The organism is Desulfogranum mediterraneum DSM 13871, from assembly GCF_000429965.1.
In the GTDB taxonomy this organism is placed as follows: domain Bacteria; phylum Desulfobacterota; class Desulfobulbia; order Desulfobulbales; family Desulfobulbaceae; genus Desulfogranum; species Desulfogranum mediterraneum.
Window position 1 is genome coordinate 315,613 of the sequence record NZ_AUCW01000003.1, and the last position, 22,592, is coordinate 338,204.

The following is a 22,592-nucleotide window of genomic DNA, read 5'->3' on the forward strand; positions in this document are numbered from 1 at the left end:
TCGCTCCCCCGCAGGGGAGCGGCTGATGGAGCTCTCGCCCCGGTCAGGCAGGCGAGGACGATGCTCCCTGATCACGGCCCAGAACCCTGCGCACATGATAGATGGGCTTGCTCTGTGACTCATGATAGGTCCGGACCACCAACTCGGCCACCAGGCCGATGGTGATGAACTGAATCCCTATGAAGATCAAGAGAATGGCCAGGAGCAACAGCGGCCGACTTCCCAGGGGGACCCCGAAAAACTGACGCTGGATGGTCATGACCAGGGCCATGATCATCCCCAGGGATGAGGAGAGGAAGCCCACTCCGCCAAAGACATGGAGCGGCTTGGTGGCATAGCTGAGCAAAAACTTGACCGTGATCAGGTCCAGGACCACCCGCAGGGTCCGGGAGATGCCGTACTTGGAGCTCCCAAAACGACGGGCCCGGTGGTTGACCTTGACCTCGGTGAAGCTGATCCCCATGCCGCTGGCAATGGCGGGAATGAAGCGATGCATCTCCCCGTAGAGCCTGATATTAGAGGCCACCTCCTTGCGGAAGGCCTTGAGGGTACAGCCATAGTCATTGAGTTTCACCCCGGTAATCCAGGAGATCAAGCGGTTGGCCAGCTTGGAGGGCAGCTTTCTGGAGAGATAGGGATCCTTGCGGTCGAAGCGCCAGCCAGTGACCACGTCATAACCCTCCTCCACCTTGGCCACCAGGGCGGGGATATCCCGGGGATCATTCTGGAGATCGCCATCCATGGTAATACAGATTTCACCCTCGGCATAGTCAAAGCCGGCGGACATGGCTGCGGTCTGGCCGAAATTGCGGCGAAAGCTGACCACCACCACCCGCTCATCCCTCTCCTGGAGCCCCTCCAAGACCTGAAGGCTGGTATCCCGGGAGCCGTCATCCACAAAGATGATCTCATAGGAGCGCCCGGTCTCGGCCAGGGCATCGCTGATCTCCTCATAGAGATAGGGAATATTTTCTTCTTCGTTATAGATGGGCACAACCACTGATAGATCCACAAGGTACCTCAAAAAATTCAAAACATTAAAAGCGAAAGATCGGCAAAGCGCCACTCGTCACCACTCAAAGAGACAGGGCGACGCCCGGGAGCGGTCTCGGCTCCTGCCAGGCTACCGGCTCCATGGCCGGGATACGATCTCGGGTTTGACCGCAACCCCATTATTCAAGCAAATTCAAGCAAACTCAGTCCGGAGCAGCACCCTGCTCCAGGGCAAAGACAAAGGGGGCGCTCAGGCGGCCGATTTCCTCCTGTTGATGATCATAGAGGTGGAGGGTAAGAGAGATCTTCTCCACCACCCCCTCCAGCTGGGCGGAAAAACGAAAGCCCAGGGGTTGATGACGGAAACGGGGATAGACGGCCTCCACGTCGGGCCGCAGGTCGGTGGGCAGGGTCTCCCCCAGGTATGCGTCCCCTGCATAGAGCCTGATCAGGGCTATCTCCGTCTCGGCCGCGGCCCAGCCGCGGAGCTGCAGCAACTCGCCGGGCATGATCATCACCTCATCGATCCTGGCCTGCCAACGTCTGCGCAGCTTTTCACCCAGGCCGGCGATCAGGGAACGCTGCGGGCTGCCGTACAAGACCCCGTCAAAAAAAGAGGGGTGGGCATTGGTGGTGACGTTGGCCTGGACAATGGGCAGGGAGGCGATGCTCTCCATGGTATATCTTTGAGAGTGATACTGGGAGTGGGTCACCACAAAAACCAGGGTATCCACCCCCAGCTCCCGGGCCCTCTCCTGGGCAGCCAGCAGCTCTTCCTTGGAGTCGTTGAATTCAAAGAGGATATATTTCCAGATGACCAGGGGGCGGCCCCGCTCCTTGGCGGCAACCCCATCGCCCATGAAGCGGAGCACCTTCTCCACCCTGCCCTTGACCCGGTACTGGGCGTAGCTCTCCTGGTAGAGGCCGTCTCCGGCGACCATCACCTCATCCAGGGGGGCGGCGCCGACGGTCCGTTCATAGGAGACGTTACCGTTGGTGATCAGCCGCTGCCAGGCCTGGGGGTAGTAGCGTTTGGTCAGCTGGACAAACTCGGCAAACCTGGGGTGCATCAGGGGCTCGCCCTGGCCGCAGTACTCGACGCTGTCCAGGCGATAGCCCCGGTTCCTTAGGGCCGAGAGCACCGCCTCATAGGTTGCAGGCTCCATCAGGTGGGGCTGCTCCCTGGTGGTGATCTGAAGATCATTGCTGCAGCAGCGACAGTCCAGGTTGCAGAGCAGCGAGGGCTCCAGCTGGAGTTTGCTCAGCCGCTTTTCGGCCAGGGGGTCGGCAAAGGGTTCTTCACTACGGAGAAAGGCACACTCTTCACAGACCCCTTCCCAGGGGACCCTGCCTGCGGCCAGGGAACTCCGTATATGGCCATAGGCCTCATTGTTCAAAAGCTCATCCAGGCTGGCGGCGGTGGTCTCGGAGGAGACCCGGCCCAGGAGAATACGCTCGCCAAAGTCATCGTTACAGAGGACCTCGCCGTTGCTCTTGATATAGAGGGTATGCAGAATTTCACAGTTCATAATGGGTCATCCTGAGCAAACTCCTTGCCGGGAAAATGTTCTCCATCTTAGATGCAGCCCTGCTGCCTGGCTCGACCATGCCGGCCGTACCGATACGGCCCCCTGACCCCGGTCAGGCCATCCCAGATCCCCCTCAACAGGAAGATCCAACGCTGGCGGCGCCCAGGGGCAACAAGCAGCAGTACCATACAACGAAGCAGCACCTTTCGCATGGTATAAGAGCAGAGCCACGATTTCGGCACCCAGCGCTTCCTGAAGAGCAACAGGCTGTTGCGGAGCTGATAGTAGCTGCGCAGCGGCGGGTGCACGCTTATCCTCCGGCTCAGGGGACCAAAGCCGAGCCGCTGTTTCCAGCCCACCTGATGATAGAGCCGGGCGGCTGCAACCCCGAAACAGTACCGGCCCAGAGCTGCGGCCCGGAAGCACCACTCCATATCCACCAGATCGATAAAGAGCGAACCATCCATCCCACCGACGGCGGTCATCACCTCCAGCCGCACCAGGGTACCCGAGGCATGAAGATAGCGGACCCGCTCTAACCCGCCGATGGAGGACTCCGCTCCTGGCTCCGGGTGGAGTGCAAAGGATTCTGCCTGCCGGGTCTCCCCGGAGACCGGACAGGGCCCCACGGCTGCCACCGCTATGCCCTGTGCGATCAGCTGCGCCTCCGCCGCCAACAGGGCGTCCACCATTCCGCTGGCCGGGAGACTGTCCTGATCCAGGAGGAGCAGATGGCTGAAATCACGGGTCAGGGCCCAGGCCAGCCCCTGGTTCTGGGCATGGCCGATACCGTGATTCTCTCCCAGAACAAGGACGGAGAGCCGTCCGGGGTCATACTCTGCCGGCAGGCCTGCACCGCTGCCATTGTCCACCAGGAGGGTATGGCTGAGCTGTTCGTCCAGGCTGGCACAGAGTTGGGCCAGCTGCTGCGGCTCCGGCTGATAGCTGACCACCACCGCCAGCACCCGGGCCCCTGAGGGGGCTGCCGCAGGAGCGGGCTCAGCGGAGCTGTGGGCAGAGATTCCAGCCCTCGCCATGGCGGCCTCTTCGCTCAATCAACGCCACCGCTGGGTGGAGAGGGCTGCGATCCGGCCAAAGGCGAGCCAGGCCACCATATAGATAAGCAGGCCAAAGAGCAGGGCAAGCCGAAAACCGAAGAAAAAGGCACAGAGCAGGCTCAAAAAACCGCCAAAGACCGTAAAAAAACCATTCATTCCCCAGGCCCAGGGGATACCGCGGGGCTCCACCTGGCCCAGACGATACATGCCCAGCGGAAAGGGCATGCCCAGAAAAAAGCCCAGGGGCAGCATCATCAGGACTGCTGCTCCGACTCGGAGCCAGAGATCATACTGGAGCAGAACAGCAAAGAGGCGCTGGTAGGAGAGCAGGAAGAGGATGTTGACCACCAGAATGGCCACAAAGATCAGGGGCCAGCGCCGAGGCTCATCCAGGCGCCAGCGTTTGGAGGCTGCCGAACCGATCCCGGCGGCAAAGAGCAGGGAAAAGAGCACCGTGGCAAAGGTATGGGTGGGAAAGCCGATGAGCTTGGTAAAGAGTTGGATCAACATCAGCTCAATGATAATAAAGCCGGCGCCCAGACAGGAAAAGTAGAGCAGGTACCAGCCGCGCCCCTGCCATCTGGCCTTGCCCGCCGAAGAGGCCAGCAGGGGAATAAAGACAAACAGACAGGCAAAGAGGATGGAGACCAGCCCGACCACAAAAAAGCTGATCAGGTCCCGGGAGAGGAAGGGGAGCAGCTGGGAGTTGAGCACATTGACCGTACCGCCGTCGATAAACCTGGACGCGCCCACGCTCAGCCAGCGGGTATTCTTGCGGATCATGTTAAAAAAGGGCTTGTCATCGGTCACCGGTGTGAGCCGGTAATCGGCCTGGGCAGCCAGCTCCTCGGGAAAGGGCTGCTCCAGGAAGCGGGCAGGCAGGAGGTTCCCCTCCGGCTGCAAAGGGTCAAAGGCGATCTGGTAGGTCTCGACCGCACCGACAATCTCTGCCGGCAGCACGGGCCGGCCCTTTTCGTTGAGCCAGACCGAGAAGGCCTGCTCAGGGTCAGGATTATCAGAGGAGAGCTCCAGCCGGATCTCCTCTCCCTTCACCCCGCCAAGGGGAGGAGAGAGGATAAAGACTGCATCCTGGTTATCCCCGATCCCTGCCCCGTCAAGGCGGACCAGCCTCTCCTCTCCAGCGGTCCGCAACCTGAGGGTAAGGGTGGAGGCCAGGCCAGGCTGCGTATAGGTACCGATGAGCAGCGGGATCTCGCTCAGGCTCTCCAGCTGGGAGATAAATGCTGACTGAAAGGGTTGCCCCTTGAGCACCTTGACAGAGGGACGCACCGCCACGGCCCGCTGAAGACGCTTGGTCTTTTCCCGGTTGGCATAGTCATGCACCCGCTCGATCTCCGCCCGGCTCCAGGGACTCATCTTGACCAGCATGGTGGGCAGGCTATCCTTGCTGTAGCGTTCCAGGACCAGGACATGGCGGCTGAAATCGCCTCTTCCCAGCCGCTCCCATGCCAGGGCGGCGGTGGTGAGCATCCTGGGATAGATATGGCGATTGATGGAGAGGATCCCGTCCTCCTTGAGGTGCTGGAAGTATTCGATATAGGCCTCAGCGGTCTGGAGGTAGGCAGCCCCCAGGGCTCCGCTTCCCTGGGCAATGCTGGAGCTGGTGTGGTTGCTGAACATCTGGATGATGTCATAGCGCTGGTCCGAGGAACGAAGAAAGGTCCGTCCCTCACCCACCTGGTAGTTCACCCTGGGATGGTTGAAGATGTTGCCGGAGTAGTCTGCGTAGCGCCCCTTGGCGGCATCCACCATGGCCCCGACCAACTCGATGGCATCCACATGGTCGGCACCAAAGACCAGGGCAGCCTTGGTCTCACCACCCACCGCGGCTCCCAGGATCAGGACCTGGGCATGGCTGTCCTGCTTGAAGAAATGGGCCAGGGAGTTGAGGCCGAAATAGTAGCCCCCGGGGTTGGCTGCCCGCTCCTGCCGGTACTGGTCGAGATCTCCGTTAAAGGCAGAGAGCCAGGAGGCCTGCTGACCACCGTCCAGGGCAAAGTACTTGGCATGGGGATGGGCGTTAAAGACGTCCAGCTTGGAGACCGCATCCCAGCGCACATAATCGCGCTTGCCCTCCTTGATCCAGCGGTCGATACCCCGCTTGTTGCCATGACCGCGAAATTCAAGGTAACTCTCCTGCAGCAGGGGGACGGCAAGGATCCCGACGATCACCGGTACGGCCAGGAGTAAGCGAGGCATGGAGAGGGAGGAGAAGCAGCAGCCGGCTGCAACCAGCATGGCCGCAATCACAAAGAGCATTCCACCGGGACCGAAGAGGGGAATCAGCGGCACCAGGAGCAGACAGCCGAGGCCTGCACCCAGGAGGTCAAAGAAGTAGAGGCCATGGCTCTCTGCGGAACAGATGGAAAAGACCATGGAGATGATAATCCCGCCGATGAAGAAGGGTATAATCAAGGCTGCATAGAGGCCGGCCCAGGAGAGAAGCTGGACAGTGATCGAGCCCCCGAAGTTCATATCAAAGGGGAGCAGGTTCAGGGTCGGCAACAGGGCCAGGGCAGCCCCGCCATAGGCCCAGGAGAGCAGGGGGAGCAGCCTCTGCAGATCAGCCTCTCCGGATTTCAACAGGTAGACATAGATCCCTCCCAGTCCCAGGGCAAACATGGCCGCAGTGACCACCATGTAGCCCATGGAGGGGTTGAGGATCACATCAAAGACCCGAACCATGGAGAGTTCAAGCAGGATGGTGGCAAAGGTGGTCAGGCCCAGGCCGAATTTCATCCGGATGATGGGGAGGTTCTGCTGCATGCGCATTCCTTGCTGGTGTTGGTGGCATCTTCAGCCCATCTTCCGCTATCCTGGCAGCCTTGGAAGAGAGCGCCGGGGAGCGGAAGACGACGACTCGCCGAGAGGGCTAAACAACTTGTAAAAAGATGACTATATAGCTCAATTTAGGCGAAAAAGAAAGGGTTAAAAAAAAGGGCGGCACCTCTGCTCTACACTTCAGGCCATTATGAGCTGCCAGGATCCAGGGGGCGAAGGCGATCCATCACCCGCCGCAGCTCGGCGGCCTGCTGCTCTTCATCCCAGCCCAGCAGCTCTGCCATGGTGGCGGCACACTGCTCCAGCAGAGGCTGCGGGACCATGGCTGCGGTCGCCAGATCCGTTCTCCGAAAGAGGATATCCTCCAGGTGAAGGGCCATCTCCTCGGCAACGGCATAACGGATTTCCCCCTGATCAACAGGCTCCGGTTCCTCGACGGGCGGCTTCACGACCTGCCCTCCCCTGTCCGGGGCAAGGTAGGGATACACCCGGGCCGCCTGACGGCCATATCGGCGGAGCAGATAGCCGGGGAGCTCTTTGACTGCACCCGGGCCGGCGGCCTCCGGCATCAGGCTGCGGATCCTGGCCCGCCACTGCGGCTCCAGGGCCAGGCCCTGGCCGGCCAGATGGGCCATCACCTGAGAGGCCAGCGAGAAGGCGGTGGTGTACTTGACGGTCTTCACCGTCAACACCCGGGGAGAACCGCCTAAGGCGCCGTGATCCACCAGGGCGGCCTTTTTATCCAGCTGGACATCAAAGGGCCCGCCGTTTTCCAGGGGGATCGAGGGCATCAGACCGATATGGATAAGAGAGATATCCTGATAGCGCAGCCGGGCCTGGGGGTTGATCTGGTTGACCTCCTCCAGGATGGCGCAGAGTTCCTCTCTGCTGATCTCCGGGGCCTGGCTGGGATCCGGGTGGGGGCTATAGACGGTTCCGATCATGGTCTTGCCCCGCCAGGGAACAAAGAAGAAGAGGCGTTTGCCCTTCTGAATGACGGCATCCTGATCGACAAAGGAACTCTGTCCCTCGAGCCCTACCCCATAACCGGAAAACAACCGGGGCTTGACCACCAGGTTGACGGCCCGGCTCCAGCCGCTACAGATCGGGGCCAGTTCCCGCTGGAGCTCGGCAAACTGGGCACAGCCCGGACCGGTGGCATTGACCAGCCAGCGCGCTCGCACCTGAAAGGGCCCGTTCCCCTCCTCATCCTCACACTCCAGGAGCTTGCATCCATCCTCATCCGAGATGGAGCGCAGGCTGACATAGTTTGCGGCCGCACCGCCCAGCTCGCTCAAGCGGTTGACCAGATCCAGGACAATGCGTTCCGGATTCAGGGCCAGGGCATCGTGCCAGACGGCGCCCCCGGTGTGGAGCGAAGGATCGAAGCCGGGGATGATCCTGGCACAGGCTGCAGCCGAAATCACCCTGCCCCGCCCCAGTCGTCGACCGAGAGGGAGTCCGCGGTTGCGGGTACAACTGAAGAGGTCGTTGAGCAGCAGCCCCAGGGCCATGACGCCTCTGCTCCGCAGCCCCCTGCCCGAGGTGGGCATGACACAGGGTAAGGGCTCAACCAGATCCGGAAAGTTGGCCATCATCCAGCGACGACTGACAATGGAATCCCTGATCCTGGGAAGATCGAGATGCTGGAGATAGCGCAGACCGCCGTGGAGGATCTTCAGGCTGTTGGCCGAGGTGGCGCCGCAGAAATCGCCCCGTTCCAGGAGCAGCGTGGAGAGGCCGCAGGCTGCAGCAAGGGCGGCAATGGTGGCCCCATGGATGCCGCCTCCGGCCACGGCCAGGTCAAAGGTGGTGGTCTGCAGCTGCTCAAGATCTCGTTTCATACGTCTCTGTACCCTGGTCGTTAAGAAAGAGGTAAACGGAGGAGGAGTTGGTTCCGGAAAAAACGGCCAAGGCCTTGGAGCTCGCCATAGTCGTTCAATGGCCGCTCACCCGCCCCCAGGGCACGCTGCAGACCGGCCAGGGGATGCTCCAGGTCCAGCTCCGCCTCAACCCGGGTACCGAAACTGCCCACCCGCTCCAGTTCACCGGGCAGCAACAGAGGATCCGTGCCCCGGATAATCGCCCTTGCCTGCGCCCGGGCAAGGACAAACTGGGGAACCCTCTGCCAGAAGCGCGGCCGACCTGCGTTATCCCCCAGGAAGAAGGAAAGATGCCCCTTGTCGGCCAGGAGGTGCCGGATCAGCCGACCGCGCGCCCCCAACCACTTGCCCACCCCCCAGGGAAGGATCACCAGCCCCCCGGCCGCACAGGCCTGCTCGATGCTGTCTGCCAGCCCCGAGGCTTGATACGGTTCCTGCAGCCCAAAGAGCAGCAGTTCCAGTCGCTCCCTGGTGTTCACCTGCTCGCCGATGATGCAGACCAGGCAGTCCCCCTGCTCGCTGGTGGCGACCACGCTGCCCTGCTCTCTGCTGCAGCTCATCCTCCACTGTGATCGGCCAGGGAGGAGCTTCCCCTCCCTGGCCCAGCCATAGAGCGCCTGGGGCCAGCCCTGCCCAGGCAGGGCGGCCATCAGGAGTACCCCCTGCAGAGGCGCCTCTGCACCTTCCCGGTTCCTTGGCTGGCGCATATTAGCGCTACAGCAGTCCAAGAGTTCTACCAGTCGGTCCTGGTGCTGCAGATGGACATGTCCGTCAAGAAGATACATCCAACGATCCCCCTTGGCTCCCGGCCGGGAGCCCTCAAAAAGACGAAAGGGAAGGAACAGCAGCTGTCCCTTCCCCCAAAAGCTGACGACCCCGCCCGCAGACGCGGGTGAGGTCCCCATTTCCTGCCTGCTCTTAGCTGGCGGTCTTAGCGGGGATGCGATGCCGGCGAATCAGCCAGAGCCCCAGCGCAGAGGTTCCGGCCAGGAGCAGCAGGGCCAACAGCTGTTGCCAGAACGCAGCCTTGACCAGGAGGTAACTCAAGATCAGCAGCGGATAGAGCAGGATCCGAACCAGGCCCTTCAGCCCCTCATGCTCGGCAATCACCCGGGCGATGGGCGGTGAATAGTGATAGTAGAGGGAGACGAAGCGTTTGCCCAAGGCTGAGGGCAGCAGGATCTGGTCCCTGAACTCCTTGAGAAGGTGGACATGGGGTTCCACGGCAGAGCCAAAGGCTGCCGTGGCGATGAAGCAACCGCCTCCACCACCACCGCCGCCTCCAGCGCCACCGCCACCTCCGGAGGAGACGATCACCCCCTTCCAGGCCTCGGCAATGACCTGATAGCCGCCGTCATTGGGGTGGATGCCGTCAGCGGTCCATCCCCCCCAGTTGGGTGCCACCGCAGCATACATATCCACCACCGCGACCCCCAGGTTGGCGCCCACGGACCGAATCATCGGATTATAGGTCCCCTGGATATCCTTGGTCACGCCATTTGCCCGGGTATCAGGGGTCAGGGTGGCCAGGACCGGAGTGACCCCGGCATTACGACTCTTGGCGATCATGGTCTCCAGATGAAACTGGGTGGCGCCCAGGGACATCCCGAAGAAGAGATCGTTGGTCCCCTCAAGGATCAGGATGAAGTTGGCACCGGGATGCGCTGCCAAGGGGGCATCGATCCGACCGGAGCCATAGGACGTGGTCTCTCCCTGTTGACCGTAGTTGAGCACGGTTGACGGGGCACCGGCCGCTGCCAGCAGGGCCTCCAACTTGGTGGGGTAGCCCCCGGTTGAACTGCCGGTCCCGTAGGTAATGGAATCACCAAAGGCGATGATCACATAGGCCTGCGCTGCCGTGGCGAGACAACCGAACAGCAGCGCCGCTATCACCTGAATCACAATGTTTTTTTTCACTCTCAAGGCCCCCTTCAGGTACTTGTTCTTTGGATGGTTCAGCGCTTACTGTCGTTTCCCGGCCTCTTGCCCCTGGCGATTCAACAGTCGCACAGGAATGGACTGGACCTCCTGCTCCGGCAGAAACAGACTAAGGGTGTCAGGGTTGGCGACAAAGTCGGGAATCTCGAATTCAAGGGTCGGCTCCTCGACAGCGACCGACGCAGCAGGCTCAAGCCGCCGCAGCAGGAACGAAGGGCTGGCCTCCACAGGCTCACTCCAGCCCTCCCCGCTCCAGACCGCGGTTCTGGTCTGATAGCCTGCCTCGCCATGATACTGCCACTGCGCCCAGACCATGCCCTTGGAGTTCAGTCCCAGAACCGGCAGGACATCGGGCACCGCATTATCTGCAATCCGCTGGGCCGGTTCAAAGGCCGATCCGTTCCAGCGGGCATAGTAGATGTCATCATCCTGGCCATCGCTTCCTGACCAGACCAGCCAGACCACCTGGCTGCTGTCCACCAGGAGAGAGGGGGCGATATTGGCCTGCAGACCGGTCTCGATCTTTTCAGACTCTGCCCAGGCGCCGTCGCTGAAGCGACGGAAATAGAGATCCGTAGCCCCCTGATCAAAGACGGCCCAGACCACCCAGATCTCTCCTGCCCGGGTGGCGGTGACCGCAGGCACGATATTGAGTTTTTTATTGGTGGAGATCGCCTGGGGCGTCTGCCACTGGCCATCGACCTGCCGGCTCAGGTAGACCTGATAGAGGCCCTCCGCCTCCTGGGTCCAGACCATGATCGGCTCAGCCGCTCCAGCCGGAGCCGCTGCAGCTCCGGGGACAACCCCACCCAGCAGGAGACCGACCGACACCATGGTCGCCAAGAAAAAACAGCTTAAACACCTCTGTACCGAGATCGACATTAGACGCTCCTCATCATCTCAGCCCGGAACCCCAACGTCCACAGTCAGGCTCACAGGCAGATCATTAGGCCACCTTGAAAAGTTGCTTTTTCTTCCAATCTCGGCGTTGCGCTCAAAATTATATCCTCGGAATATCGTATATATGCCTGCGGTACAATCTATCGCGCGCCTTGACCTTGATCAAAAAACCTAATTTTTCAAGGTAGCCATTATTTCAGATTCCCTCTAGTAAAGAATGATTCCTAAGGGTTTATAACGCGTTACGGATTATTCGCCAGTAAAAAAACAGGGCATTGTTTAAAAATTTGTACCCCATGCGCAGGAGCGGGGAAGACATCTCATCGCTGTAGACAAAGATATCTCCACAGCCCATCAGCTGACGATCAGGGACCGTGCGCCTGGCCTGAATCTTTCGTCGCTCCTTGAAGATGCTCGGCAGTTGGCTGAAGACACTGGCCATACCCCGGAAGTAATCCCTGGGCCGACGCTGCAGCAGCAGAAAGCCGAACAGGGGAAATTCATAAAAGAGCAGGGCCGGACTGATCAGGAGGATGGTCTTCCACTGGTACATCTCCAGGATAAATCGCCAGCGGTTGCGGACCGCACTGACATAACGCTTGGAGGCGCTGTGACGCTTGTGCAGCACCACCGAGGCAGGGATATGGTAACAGTTGCAGCCGGCCATGTTGAGTTTATGGTTGAACTCGCCGTCATCACCCCAGCCCAGGGAGTAGGCCTCGTTAAACCAGCCGAACTCGGCGGTCTTGACCTTGTTGATCAGCTGCACCCCCCAGCCGATGCTCAACCGCGGCTCCTGATCCACCTCGGTGAGTTCCCGGTCCCGGTTGATATTGGGCGAGGCCCCGATATAGTGGAGCAGCTGGCCATCCTGGTAGATCAGGTTGGGCTTTTCCTCGTACACGGCCCGGGTCGTACAGACCGTGGCTCCGGGCAGGGTATTCATTCCGAGCAGGGCGGCCTCCACACAGTCGGGGCTGAGGACCACATCGTTATCCACGATAAAAACCAGGTCGGTCCGGGCCGCGGCCAGGGCCCGGTTGCGGACCAGGTTGAGCATGCCCCCGGAGTTTTCCGGCAAGAGCACCAGTCGCACCTGGGGATGGTTGGCCCGTACCCACTCGGGGCTGCCGTCGGTGGAGCCGTCATCCACCATGATGACCTCGGCCACCTCCTGCTCCAGCTCCTTGATGGAGGCAAAGAGATCCGGAATCTTATCCAAACCGTTATAGTTGAGGACAGCGATGGTCACATCCGCACTCGAAAAAATCTTCACGCTTCTACTCCTCTCTCCCATGGCCTGCGCCATGGCTGAATTGTCGCCTAAGTCGCCTCATCAACCGGTGAAGACGCTTTCCGGCCCGGGCTTTGTTGTTTGTGAAAAAGGTAAAAGATCCCCCCCATCAGGCCGATCACGGTGACCATGATGGAGTTGGTCCCGGAGATGGCAAAGGATTGATTGACATCAAGCCCCACCAGTGCAAAGAGGCTGACAAAAGAACCCTCCCTCACCCCCAGGCCGCCCACCGAGATCGGAATCATGATGACCACCACGGTGATGGGCACCACGATGAAATAGGTGAGCAGCTCGGCCTCGATGCCAAAGGCCAGGGCCGTGATATAGATGGTCACCACCCGGATCAGCTGCAGCACCAGGGAGTAGCCAAAGGAGGTGAACATCACCCTGGGGTAGCGTTTGAACTGAAGAAAGGAACGATACATCCCCAGCACTTTTCGCCCCAAGCGCTGCTCTCGGAAAAAAACCAACCGCTCTTCCAGTACCTGGGGCACGGCCTCCCAGAAGGCGCAGCAGGCCGCCGCCACTGTGCAGCAGCTTAACCCCAGGACATAGTAGATCAGGCCCCCCTCAAAGTTGGAGCTGTAGAGCAGGACACTGACCAGGCAGAGAAAGAGCAGGGAAAACAGCCCCATCATCCGGTCCACCACCACCGAGGCGGCCGAGAGTTCCAGGTTGGCGGTGGATTTGGAGAGATAGTAGCCCCGGACCACATCGGTGCTGAGGCTGGAGGGCAGAAACAGCCCCCAGAAGGCGCCGATATTGTAGATGGAGAACAGGGCCCAGGTGGATATCCGGGCCCCCTGGGCCAGCAGCAGGTAGCGCCACTTGAATACCGCCCAGACCCGCTCAAGCCAGAGCAGGACAAAGGCCGTAGCCAGCATGGAGAGATCTCCCCGGCTCAGGGTGGTCATAAAAGTCTGCCAATCGATCCGACTGAGGATCAAACCAATAATAGAACAGCTGACCAGCAGCTTGAGAAGATAGCGGCTTCGCTGGGAGAGGTTGGCCACGAGCTAGCCTTCCTGCCGGGACTTCTTGACCCGGGCAGGAACCCCGGCAGCCACGCTGAAGGGAGGGATCTCCCCCCGGACCACGGCTCCGCTGCCGATGATGCTGTCGCGGCCGATGACCGCCCCGTCCTGGACCATCACCCCGCCGCCCAGCCAGCAGTTATCCTCGATGGTTACCCCGCGCACCACCTGGCCCTGGCTGAGGATGGGGATATCCAGCCGCTGGGTCTGGTGATCGCCGCCGCCGATGACATAGCAGTAGGCCGCAAAGAGGACATGGCTGCCGATGTGCACCTCTCTGGCGGACTGGATGAAACAGCCCAGGGCGATGTTGCTGTTGTCGCCGATGAAGATATCGCCGTTCTTGCAGCTGAGCACCGTGGACCTGCCGATCATGACATTATCGCCGATGACAATGCCGCGGTTCTCTTCTCCCTTGGCATCCAGGACCGTGTAATCATCGCAGACCACATTATCGCCGAGGTGGATCTTATGGGGATGACGGATGGTCATGGAACGGCCAAAGACCACGTTTCGTCCCACCGAGCCGAAAAGCAGGGGATAGAGCTTGGCCCGGAGCAGCAGACCGGCGGCCCCGGGAAGGGGACCTATCAGGAGGATGAGCAGCTCATAGAAGAGCAGCCGGAGCACTCCGCCCTGGCCGATCACCAGCTGCTGATACTTCTGAAGACCTGACTTGCGCTCATCGGTCAGGGCAGACTGGAGGGCGGTCTTGCCCTGGCCACCGCCCTCGGCGGCAAGGATCTCTTCCTGCCCTTGCTGCTCCGGTCGTTCAGGCTGCCCAGGACGCTCAGGACGCTGTAACTCGCTCATAACCAGCCCTCCTGTTCGTACCAGGCAATGGTACGCCTGAGGGCCTCGCGCAACCCCACCTGGGGCTGGTAACCGAGCCGATTCTTGACCTTGGCGATGTCAAAGGCGCGGTTGTTCTGAAAGAAGCTCACCCGCCGGCGGTGGAGGGGCGGCTCGATCCCCAGGGGGACACAGAGCGCCTCGCACAAGCCGGCCAGGAGCAGCACCGGTTGCAGGGGGATGCGCACCGAGGGTGGCTTGACTCCCAGTTCCTCGGCAATGATTACAAAGAGCTCTTCCAGGGGTACATACTCGTCGCTGCCCACGATAAAGACCTGGCCATAGGCCTGTTCATTCCCCAGGCAAAGCAGAAATCCGGCCACCACATCATCGATGTAGGCAGGCTGGAAAAAGGCCTGACAGGGGCCGATCTTGACAAACTTGCCCTGCTTGATCATCCGAAAGAGCTTGAGCATCCGTTTGTCTCCCGGACCGATCAGGGAGATGGGACGGATCACCGTGGTCCGGAAGCCGGCCTGCTCGGCAAAACGCCAGACCTCCTGCTCGGCCTCCAGCTTGGTCTGCTGGTAGAGGTCACCTGGATTGTAGGGGGTGGTTTCGGTGGCCGGGATCTCGCGGACACTGCCGTGCACCCCGATGGTGGAGCAGTGGACCAGCTGCTTGACCCCATGGAGTTCGCAGGCCTCCAGGACCAGCCGGGTCCCCTCCACGTTGATGGAGTGGGCCTCGCCCTTGTCCGAGCCGCCATGGCGGAAGTTGGAGACCGTATGGATCACCCGGTCTACCCCGGCCACGGCCCGGCCCACGGCCTCCGGGTCACGGATATCGCCCCAGATGGTCTCCGCGCCCTGCCTGGCGGCCTGATCGCCGTGGCGGCGGGCCAGAATTCGAACCGTATCACCCTGTTCCATCAGGGCAGTGACCAGGTGGGAGCCTAAAAAGCCGTTACCACCGGTGACAAGTACTGTTTCCATAATGCTCAACCATTGCTTGTCTGCCCCGTTGCCTGTGCATAGGCCTGGAGCAGTTTTTTGGTAAATATCTGGTAGCTGAACTGCTCCCGGACCAGGGCCCGGGCTGCCGCTCCCCGCCGGGCCCCCTCGTGCGCTGCCGCCCCACCCAGGACCCGCCCGATCTCCCGGGCCATGGCCCGGGGTTCGGCTGCGACCAGGAAGGCGGTCTCATCGCTTAGGACCTGGGTGTGGGTGCGCATTCGGGTGGCGATGATGGGCTTAGCGGTGGCCATGTAGGTGTAGAGCTTCAGGGGCGTGTTCTCCCCCTGGGAGCGGGGCGAGATCAGGCCATGGGCCAGCTCCATCCAGGCAGACATCTCAGCCGCCGGCCTGGGCCCGGTGAAGCAGACGCTCTCGGCCCAGCTGCGGCCGGCAAGGCCCTCCTGAAGACGCGCTGCCAGCTCTGCAGGGCCGCCCACGATGACCAACTGACAGGGCTGCTCCCCTCCCTGGTCTGCCATGAACAGGCCCCAGGCCTCCAGCAACAACTCGATCCCCTGATAGGACTGGAGATTACCGGTATAGAGGAGCATCTTGCCGGCCCCCAGCCGGTACTGTGCCACCGCCTGTGCCACCGCGGCCTCAGCCCGGAGGGCCTCCTCCCTCTCCAGGGGAAAGGCGAACTCCAGGGGGATATCTTCGATCTGGACGATGCGTGCCCCGGGTTGCACCGAGCGGGCCTCCTCGGAGAGGGCCTCACAGACGGTGAGGATCAGTTCGGCCCGGCCCATGGCCCACTGCTCCAGCCCTGCCACCACTCGCCGGACCAGGGCAGCAAGGGCTCCCTTGGACCCGAACTGGGCAGACATGACCGAGTCCATATCAAAGATGGTCCCGCTCTTTTTGCAGAGACGTCCCAGGGCCACGGCCAAAACCCCGCCCTCCTCCACCCCATGGATCACCGCATAACGATGGACAAGACAGAGAGAGCCGCACCAGAGGGGCAGGAGCAGGTCAAAGACCATCTTTTTCCAGGAAAAACCGATGGGAATATGGGAGGTGGCGAGAATATTGGGCAGGCGAATCAGCCGCACACCTGCAATCTCCAGATCCCTGCCCGTGGGAAAGGCCACCAGGTCGACCTGATACCCCGCCCTGGCCAGGACCGTGCACATCAGCCGCACGTTCATCGGGGTACCGCGCTCCTCATAGAAGGGCTGGGGCGCGATGAGCAGCACCCGCCCCTTGCCGGGCTGCTGATGGAGCTCTTTACTCCGCACCATCATCTCAGCGATCCGGTATGGGAAAGGTGCATGGGACGATGGGCTTGCTTCAGATCTACAGGGTCCATAGGATTACAGGCTGATTGGTAGATTCTTGCCAATGACGGCAAGCTGGGACGAGACAACAGCTATTGGCCCTCCCTTCAAATAGAGGTGGCCGTTGTATAGCGACGTTTCCAGGGAGACAGCAAGGAAAAAATTGTGTATTCTTGGTTTTGGTCTGCGCAAATCGTAGAGCAGGGGGCTGAGTCCGCCTGCCTATTCAACTCAAACGGCTGCCCTATTCTCTCCGTGGTATTCAGCTCGACAACCTTTCTCTTTCTCTTTCTGCCGCTGGTTATCAGCAGCTACTACCTTGCCGGTGCCACCAGGTGGCGCAACCTGGTTCTCCTGGGGGCCAGCCTCTTCTTCTATGCCTGGGGCGAGGGGGTCTACCTGGGGCTGATGCTGCTCTCCATCGGCTTCAACTACTGGGGCGGACTCGCCCTGGGCGGAACGCTTCCTGGACCGCGTCGCCGACTGCTCCTGGCCGGAACCGTGGGCTTCAACTTGTTGCTGCTGGGCGGCTTCAAGTATGCCAACTTTGCGGTGGACAGCCTCAACCAGCTGCTTAGCCTGGTTGCCCTCGCGCCTCCCGGCCTCCAGCCCAGCCAGCTGTCTGTTATTCATCTCCCTGCCATTCAGCTCCAGCCCATTCATCTCCCAATAGGCATCTCCTTTTTCACCTTCCAGGCCATCTCCTACCTGGTGGACGTCTCCAGGGGCCAGGCCAGGGCCCAGCGCAGCCTGCTGGACTGCGGCCTCTACATCGCCCTCTTCCCCCAGCTGATCGCCGGCCCCATCGTCCGCTACCACGATATCGCCCGACAGCTGCGCCATCGCTCCCACACCAGCATCAGATTCGCCGGCGGCGCCCTGCTCTTCCTCACCGGACTGGCCAAGAAGATGCTCCTGGCCAATCCCATGGCAGGAGTCGCAGATCAGGTCTTTGGCCTGCCGACCACGGAGCTGACCCCGCTGCTGGCCTGGAGCGGCAGCTTTGCCTACACCCTCCAGATCTACTTTGACTTTTCCGGCTACTCTGACATGGCCATCGGCCTGGGCCGACTGTTCGGCTTCGAACTGCTGATCAACTTCAACTACCCCTATACAGCCCGTTCCTTCCGTGAATTCTGGCAGCGCTGGCACATCTCGCTCTCCCGCTGGTTTCGCGACTACCTCTACATCCCCCTGGGCGGCAACCGCAGGGGGCCCGGACGCACCGGCCTCAACCTCCTGCTCGTCTTCCTGCTCTGCGGCCTCTGGCATGGGGCCAGCGTCAACTTCATCATCTGGGGGCTGCTCCACGGCTGCTTCCTGGTGACCGAGCGCGGCCGCCTGGGTAGGCTCATTGCCGGCTGGTGGCGTCCCTGCCAACACCTCTACCTCCTGGCCGGGGTGCTGCTCAGCTGGGTCTTTTTCCGGGGAAACGACCTCAGCCACAGCCTCGGCTTCCTCCAGGCCATGGCCGGGTTCGGCTCTGGCGTGCCCTGGCTGCATCCCCTGGGTCTCTTCTGGAACAAGGCGACCATCCTGGCGGCCCTGGTCGGGATCGTCGCTGCAACCCCCCTTGCCGGCAAGGTACACCAAGGTGTGCTCCGCAGCCATGGAGAGAGCCGAAACGGCCGGGCCCTGCTCTGCCTGGCCCAGGCCTGCTGGGGCTTTTTCCTCCTGACCGGCTGCGCCATGGAACTGGCCGCCGGTACCCATAACCCTTTTATCTATTTCAGGTTTTAAGATGAACTGCCCACGAACCATCCGCTACGGCTTCATCGTCCTCTTTCTCCTTGCCCTCTGGACCCCGCTGCTGGTCACCTTGGCCACCCCCCATCAGGAGGTCTCGATCAGCGAAAAACGTCGACTGGCCCCGCCTCCGAGCCTGAAGCTGGCGGAGATCTCCCGTTTCCCCCGGGACTTTGAGGCCTACTACAACGACCATTTCGGCTTGCGCGAACCCCTGGTTCAGGGGTACAACTCCTTTCAGTTCGCCCTGTTGAACACCTCGACCTCGAAACGTGTCATCGTCGGCAGAGATGGCTGGCTCTTTCAAAACGGCCGGGACCATGTCAGGGACATGCGCAACCTCTGGCCCTTTTCGCCGGGTGAGCTCCAACACTGGGCCCGGGTGCTCTCGGCCAAGCAAGCCTGGCTCAAAGAGCGGGGAATCGTCTATATCTTTGTCCTCACCCCCAGCAAGCCCCTGCTCTACCCGGAAGAGCTGCCCCAGGCCTACCAACCGGTGCAGCCCGAATCCCGGGCCGATCAGCTGATCGACTACCTGCGCAACCACACCCAGGTACCGGTGGTGGACATGCGCCGGGCCTTGGCCCGGATGAAACGACGGCTGCGCCCCTACCACAAGACCGACACCCACTGGAACAGTTATGGCGCCTATATCGGCTATCAACAGATCATCAGAGAACTGCGCAAGCACCTCCAGGATATCAGCTCCGTCTCCCTCAAGGCCCGGGACTTCAAGATGAGCAGCGAACCAGGAGGCGATCTGGCCCGCTCCCTGAACCTCCGCCAGTCGGTCCGGGAAGAGGTCCCGATTCCGATCGACTGGCAGCCGAGCTGTCTGCCCAGCGCCACCCTGAAGGGGGAACACAACGATACCAACCGCAACAAGCAGTGGTTCTCCACCAGCTGCGAAGGCAAACACCACCGGGTGGTGATGTTCCGCGACTCCTACTCCCTGGCCATGATGCCCTATCTCTCGGAGTCCTTTCGCTTTATCTCTTACATCCCCCACAGCCCGGTACGGTTGGCGAACCTCCAGGAGATCAGCCAACAACAGGCCCCTGATATCGTAATTGAACAACGGACGAGCCGCTGGCTCAGAACCCCGGAAGGATAATCCCATGCGCATCAACAAACAGATCTGGCTCACCCTGGGTGTGGCAGGCCTGATCAGCCTGCTCTCTGCCTGGTTTCATTACCAGGCCAGCGGTTACCAGACCATCTCCCTGGAGATCCGGACCAACACCGAGCTGGAGACCCCGGTCTTCCAGCTCTTCTACGACCTTGGTCGAGGCTATAGAGAGAGGGACTCCCACAGTTTCCTGCTGCAACCGGGCGAGAGCTTCCAGCAGCTGAGCTACACCATCCCCAGCCATACCATCCACGGCCTACGCCTGGACTTCCTCAACGGCCCGGGTCAGGTCACCCTCAGACAGTTGACCTTCCACCCTGCTGACAGCGATTACCTGGCACCTGCTCCCCAGGTGCAGCTCCACTTCAACCAGGCCGAACCCCTGAACCACTCTCCTGCGGGCCTCACCATCCGGACCCGTCCTGAGGCCAATGACCCCTTTGTTCAGCTCTCCCTGGAGCAGCCGATCTGCCATCCCTGCTCCCATCCACTCTGGCCGCAGCTCCTCTTTGCGCTCAAGGTCTTCACCTTCCTGGGCCTCTGCCTGGGGACCGTCCTGTTGCTCACCAGACGGTAGCAGCGTGGTTTCCGCCCAGGGCCTCATGCAGCCAGTCCTGCCCGGTCCCAGTCACCAGCAGCTGCTCACCCCTGACGAACTTGCAGCCCTCTTGCTTCTGAATCGTGGAGATCGTGGGGCTCGTGGGACTCATTATCACCGGGCTCCCCTGTTCGGTTCTAGGATGGGGCATCTCCACCAGAGGAGCAGCACCAGCAGCAGGGAGCAGAGGGAAACCAGCAGGGCCGTGATGAAGAAGGGCGGACGATAACGGAGTTCAACGCGGTATTGCTCGGCAGCGGCCAAGGGAACCCCGATAAAGCCGAAATCCACCCGGATGGCTGCGACCTCCCGCTCATTGAGGCTGAGCTGCCAGCCGCGGTCATAGGGGATGGGCAGCAAGAGCACCCCAGGCTGATGGGTGGTGATCCGGCCCTGAAACTGTTCTCCGTCCCAGCTCTCCAGCCGGAGCCCTTCCCAGGCCAAGGGGGCACGCTCCTTCTCCCAGGGTTGAGCAGCTCCCCCTGCGGCCAGGTCCACCAGGGGCAGCCAGGGGATGGGTTGATCGGTGACCACGGCCTCCAGGAGCAAACCATCCCGGGAACTCTGCCCGATGCCGGCAAAAGCCTGGCGACCGATCTGTTGGTAGACCATCCGTCCCAGCACTTGCCCTGCAGCCTCAAGCCGGGTGTTGCGGTAGATATGGACCCCCTCCACGCTCTCTTCCAGGCTAAAACCCTCCAGATCGGCACATTCTTCCTGATCGCGGCAGAGAAAGTACTTCACCCCGAGAAGCGACTGCAGGGCCGATCGTTTCTCCAGGCCATAGCGGTAGGAGGCCAGCCGGGGAGACTCCAGGGACAAGCCCAGGTTATGGTAGAAGTCCACCACCCCGCTGGAGACAAAGCCAAAGTAGGACTGGGTGCCGAAGTAATCCTGGACCAGGGGATCGTTGAGGTGACCGTCGTTATAGCCCTTCTCGATCCGGTAGAAGCCAGCATCCTGCCGGCGGATCCGGGCCAGGGCAGCTCTGGTGGCGGGGTTGAAGTAATGCTCGCCCCGCTCCGCAAAAAAGGGAGTCAGGGCACCGGGATCCCGGCCCACGGTCAGCCCGGAAAAGAGGGCCACCTCCACCACCACCAGGAGCAACACCAGCCACTTCAACCATGGCCGCTGCCCCGCTCGGGACAAGCCTAAAAAGAGCAGGAGCCAGCAGATCCCCAACACCAGGGTGAGCGGCAGGAGCTGTTGGTCCAGACGACCCCAGCTCTGGAGGAGTTCCCTGTTAAAGAGAGAAAACAGCCCCAGGCCCGTGAAGAGCAGCAGGAACAGTCCGGAAAAGAGCCGGACCAGCAGCAGGGTAAGGCGGTCGGCCCTGGCGGTGAAGAGTCGATCCAGCACCTGCAGGGCCCCGAAGAGGGCAAAGAAGCCGCAGTAGAGGGAGAGGTACTTGAAGGTGCTGCTGGCAAAACCGTTGAGCGCGCAGCGCAGCCAGGGAAAGCCCACCACCAGGAGCACGCTCAGGGGAAAGATCCAGAGCAGTCGGCCGTTGCGTCGACCGCTGAAGAGCACCACGGGAAAGAGGAGAGCCACGGGCAGGCCGATATAGAGGGTCGAGTCCTCAAAATAGTTCAAGACGCCGCGGTAGCCGACCCAGGAACCCAGCAGGTCGTTGGCCAGGAAACGGGCCAGAAAGACCCCCAGGGTTGCCCCCTGCTCGGGCTGGAGCATCTTGAGCAGCTGCTCCCAGGTGGAGGCATCGTTGACCGCACTCTCCACCCGGGAGGAAGAGACGATGGCCAGCACATTGGGGAGAAAGACATAGGCTCCCACCAGCAGGCCCAGGCCGAAGAAGAGGGCCAGCCAAGCGTAGAGCCGGAGCAGGCGAAGCGACCAGCCATGGAGCTGGACTCCCCGATAACAGACATAGATGAAACCAAAGCAAGCCATCTGAAAGAGCTGGAGCTCACCCTTCAGGCCCACCAGCCCCAGGACCAGCACCAGGGGCAGCCAGCGCCCCTGCTGCAGCCAGAGCTCAAAGCAGTAGAGAAACAGGGCGATGAAGACCGCATAGTTGCTGTAGTGGTACCAGTGGCAGTTGACCAGCATGTAGCCGCTGAAGGTAAAGAGCAGGGCCCCGATCAGCGCGGTCATGGGGTCTAAATCCAGCTTGTCCAGAAAGGCATGGAAGAAGAGGCCTGCGGCCAGGAACTTGGCCAGGACCACCAGATGGACCACCTCGATGAAGTGATCCGGCCCAAAGAGCAGGTAGACCAACTCAAAGGGGTTGCTGTTGATCATCAGGGAGTAGACATCGATGCCCAGATCAAACTGAAAGGACCAGAAGGGCAGCCGGCCTGCAAGGAGATTACTGAGCCGAAAATAATCAAGGGGATAGAACTGGCTGAGGGTATCGATGGCAAACTGGTCAAAGACAAAGGCCTTGCGAAAGAAGAGATAGTCACGAAAGACCAGACACCAGATGGCGGTGATGGTCACCACCAGCAGAAGTTGACTGTTCCTCTCCAGCAAACCGGCAATGGCTTGGGTCTGTTTGCGCAGATCGTTGATTATGGTCGTCACCCTTGTTGCACTCATCTTTAGGCCCCCATGGATCCCAGGGAAGATAACAATTTGTTCGC

Annotated in this window: 17 protein-coding genes; 3 read left to right on the forward strand and 14 right to left on the reverse strand. The window is 61.1% G+C overall.

What is annotated here, in order from left to right:
• Positions 1 to 43: 43 nt before the first annotated feature.
• The 13 genes from G494_RS0101400 to G494_RS0101460 form a co-directional block, all read right to left on the reverse strand.
• Positions 44 to 1,012 (reverse strand): glycosyltransferase family 2 protein, encoded by a 969-nt coding sequence (locus tag G494_RS0101400; protein ID WP_028583085.1) that lies wholly within the window; start codon positions 1,010 to 1,012, stop codon positions 44 to 46.
• A gap of 184 nt (positions 1,013 to 1,196) precedes the next feature.
• On the reverse strand, positions 1,197 to 2,522 hold the full coding sequence (locus G494_RS0101405; RefSeq protein ID WP_028583086.1) for a radical SAM protein: 1,326 nt from the start codon (positions 2,520 to 2,522) through the stop codon (positions 1,197 to 1,199).
• Between the two features lie 47 nt (positions 2,523 to 2,569).
• Positions 2,570 to 3,559 carry a glycosyltransferase family 2 protein gene (locus G494_RS21385; protein ID WP_051305206.1) on the reverse strand — a complete coding sequence of 330 codons (990 nt, stop codon included), beginning with the start codon at positions 3,557 to 3,559 and terminating at the stop codon, positions 2,570 to 2,572.
• An 18-nt stretch (positions 3,560 to 3,577) separates the two neighbouring features.
• Entirely contained in the window at positions 3,578 to 6,367 is a 2,790-nt protein-coding gene (locus G494_RS0101415; RefSeq protein WP_028583087.1) for a hypothetical protein, read from the reverse strand.
• A gap of 203 nt (positions 6,368 to 6,570) precedes the next feature.
• Positions 6,571 to 8,226: a glycerol-3-phosphate dehydrogenase/oxidase gene (locus tag G494_RS0101420; RefSeq protein ID WP_028583088.1), complete on the reverse strand. Its 1,656-nt coding sequence runs from the start codon at positions 8,224 to 8,226 to the stop codon at positions 6,571 to 6,573.
• Between the two features lie 20 nt (positions 8,227 to 8,246).
• Positions 8,247 to 9,050, reverse strand: a complete 804-nt coding sequence (locus G494_RS24960; protein ID WP_153305718.1) for a hypothetical protein — start codon at positions 9,048 to 9,050, stop codon at positions 8,247 to 8,249.
• A 133-nt stretch (positions 9,051 to 9,183) separates the two neighbouring features.
• Positions 9,184 to 10,182 (reverse strand): SGNH/GDSL hydrolase family protein, encoded by a 999-nt coding sequence (locus G494_RS0101430; RefSeq protein ID WP_028583089.1) that lies wholly within the window; start codon positions 10,180 to 10,182, stop codon positions 9,184 to 9,186.
• A gap of 45 nt (positions 10,183 to 10,227) precedes the next feature.
• Complete coding sequence (locus G494_RS0101435; protein ID WP_028583090.1) at positions 10,228 to 11,085, reverse strand: hypothetical protein; 858 nt, start codon at positions 11,083 to 11,085, stop codon at positions 10,228 to 10,230.
• Positions 11,086 to 11,335: 250 nt separating this feature from the next.
• A complete protein-coding gene (locus tag G494_RS0101440; RefSeq protein ID WP_028583091.1) occupies positions 11,336 to 12,379 on the reverse strand; it encodes a glycosyltransferase family 2 protein in 1,044 nt (347 codons plus the stop codon).
• Between the two features lie 47 nt (positions 12,380 to 12,426).
• Positions 12,427 to 13,413 carry a lysylphosphatidylglycerol synthase transmembrane domain-containing protein gene (locus tag G494_RS0101445; RefSeq protein ID WP_028583092.1) on the reverse strand — a complete coding sequence of 329 codons (987 nt, stop codon included), beginning with the start codon at positions 13,411 to 13,413 and terminating at the stop codon, positions 12,427 to 12,429.
• A gap of 3 nt (positions 13,414 to 13,416) precedes the next feature.
• The gene (locus G494_RS0101450; protein ID WP_051305208.1) at positions 13,417 to 14,247 is read right to left on the reverse strand and encodes an acyltransferase; all 831 of its coding nucleotides are present in this window, start codon (positions 14,245 to 14,247) and stop codon (positions 13,417 to 13,419) included.
• Positions 14,244 to 15,221 carry an NAD-dependent epimerase/dehydratase family protein gene (locus G494_RS0101455; protein WP_035245050.1) on the reverse strand — a complete coding sequence of 326 codons (978 nt, stop codon included), beginning with the start codon at positions 15,219 to 15,221 and terminating at the stop codon, positions 14,244 to 14,246. Before G494_RS0101455 ends, G494_RS0101450 begins: the two co-directional genes overlap by 4 nt.
• 5 nt (positions 15,222 to 15,226) lie before the next feature.
• A complete protein-coding gene (locus G494_RS0101460; protein WP_028583095.1) occupies positions 15,227 to 16,486 on the reverse strand; it encodes a glycosyltransferase family 4 protein in 1,260 nt (419 codons plus the stop codon).
• 198 nt (positions 16,487 to 16,684) lie between these two features.
• On the opposite strand from G494_RS0101460, the gene G494_RS0101465 reads away from it, so the two are divergent.
• Genes G494_RS0101465 through G494_RS0101475 form a run of 3 tightly spaced genes read left to right on the forward strand, consistent with a single transcriptional unit; the run spans position 16,685 to position 19,971 of the window.
• Positions 16,685 to 18,259: an MBOAT family O-acyltransferase gene (locus tag G494_RS0101465; protein WP_208597622.1), complete on the forward strand. Its 1,575-nt coding sequence runs from the start codon at positions 16,685 to 16,687 to the stop codon at positions 18,257 to 18,259.
• A gap of 1 nt (position 18,260) precedes the next feature.
• Entirely contained in the window at positions 18,261 to 19,379 is a 1,119-nt protein-coding gene (locus G494_RS0101470) for an alginate O-acetyltransferase AlgX-related protein (RefSeq protein ID WP_028583097.1), read from the forward strand.
• Positions 19,380 to 19,383: 4 nt separating this feature from the next.
• Positions 19,384 to 19,971, forward strand: a complete 588-nt coding sequence (locus G494_RS0101475; protein WP_028583098.1) for a hypothetical protein — start codon at positions 19,384 to 19,386, stop codon at positions 19,969 to 19,971.
• 135 nt (positions 19,972 to 20,106) lie between these two features.
• On the opposite strand, the gene G494_RS0101485 is transcribed toward G494_RS0101475, so the two are convergent.
• Complete coding sequence (locus G494_RS0101485; protein WP_084456265.1) at positions 20,107 to 22,548, reverse strand: YfhO family protein; 2,442 nt, start codon at positions 22,546 to 22,548, stop codon at positions 20,107 to 20,109.
• Between the last annotated feature and the right edge of the window lie 44 nt (positions 22,549 to 22,592).

Bases quoted from the DNA above. Each gene is read 5' to 3' on its own strand.
- G494_RS0101405 (WP_028583086.1), bottom strand. From the start codon at position 2,522: ATGAACTGTGAAATTCTGCATACCCTCTATATCAAGAGCAACGGCGAG.
- G494_RS24960 (WP_153305718.1), bottom strand. From the start codon at position 9,050: ATGTATCTTCTTGACGGACATGTCCATCTGCAGCACCAGGACCGACTG.
- G494_RS0101450 (WP_051305208.1), bottom strand. From the start codon at position 14,247: ATGAGCGAGTTACAGCGTCCTGAGCGTCCTGGGCAGCCTGAACGACCG.
- G494_RS0101420 (WP_028583088.1), bottom strand. From the start codon at position 8,226: ATGAAACGAGATCTTGAGCAGCTGCAGACCACCACCTTTGACCTGGCC.
- G494_RS0101435 (WP_028583090.1), bottom strand. From the start codon at position 11,085: ATGTCGATCTCGGTACAGAGGTGTTTAAGCTGTTTTTTCTTGGCGACC.
- G494_RS0101455 (WP_035245050.1), bottom strand. From the start codon at position 15,221: ATGGAAACAGTACTTGTCACCGGTGGTAACGGCTTTTTAGGCTCCCAC.
- G494_RS0101485 (WP_084456265.1), bottom strand. From the start codon at position 22,548: ATGAGTGCAACAAGGGTGACGACCATAATCAACGATCTGCGCAAACAG.
- G494_RS0101460 (WP_028583095.1), bottom strand. From the start codon at position 16,486: ATGATGGTGCGGAGTAAAGAGCTCCATCAGCAGCCCGGCAAGGGGCGG.
- G494_RS0101415 (WP_028583087.1), bottom strand. From the start codon at position 6,367: ATGCAGCAGAACCTCCCCATCATCCGGATGAAATTCGGCCTGGGCCTG.
- G494_RS0101470 (WP_028583097.1), top strand. From the start codon at position 18,261: ATGAACTGCCCACGAACCATCCGCTACGGCTTCATCGTCCTCTTTCTC.
- G494_RS0101475 (WP_028583098.1), top strand. From the start codon at position 19,384: ATGCGCATCAACAAACAGATCTGGCTCACCCTGGGTGTGGCAGGCCTG.
- G494_RS21385 (WP_051305206.1), bottom strand. From the start codon at position 3,559: ATGGCGAGGGCTGGAATCTCTGCCCACAGCTCCGCTGAGCCCGCTCCT.